The sequence below is a fragment of the Xenorhabdus kozodoii genome (genome assembly GCF_002632875.1).
GTDB classification, from domain to species: domain Bacteria; phylum Pseudomonadota; class Gammaproteobacteria; order Enterobacterales; family Enterobacteriaceae; genus Xenorhabdus; species Xenorhabdus kozodoii.
Map to the genome: position 1 here is coordinate 1 of NZ_NJCX01000132.1, position 296 is coordinate 296.

Genomic DNA, 296 nt, shown 5'->3' on the forward strand with positions numbered 1-296 from the left:
GGTGTCTTCGAGTCGGAGTGTTGAGAGACTCACCCGTGCCCTTGTCGCAACGGCACGGATTGTTTCAATTTTCAGCTTGTTCCAGATTATTAAAGAGCAATTATTGCTAAACGGGCTATAAAACCGGCTTAGCAATAACGGGCCTGAGCAGCGTGGCGTCCCCTAGGGGATTCGAACCCCTGTTACCGCCGTGAAAGGGCGGTGTCCTAGGCCTCTAGACGAAGGGGACATCGACTTCGCAGATAAGCCGCTCATGGCTATCTATCAGACAATCTGTGTGGACACTACACAAATCT

Annotated in this window: 1 tRNA gene; it reads right to left on the reverse strand. The window is 51.4% G+C overall.

What is annotated here, in order from left to right:
• Nucleotides 1–153 precede the first annotated feature (153 nt).
• A tRNA-Glu gene (locus tag Xkoz_RS19460) sits at nt 154–229 on the reverse strand.
• Between the last annotated feature and the right edge of the window lie 67 nt (nt 230–296).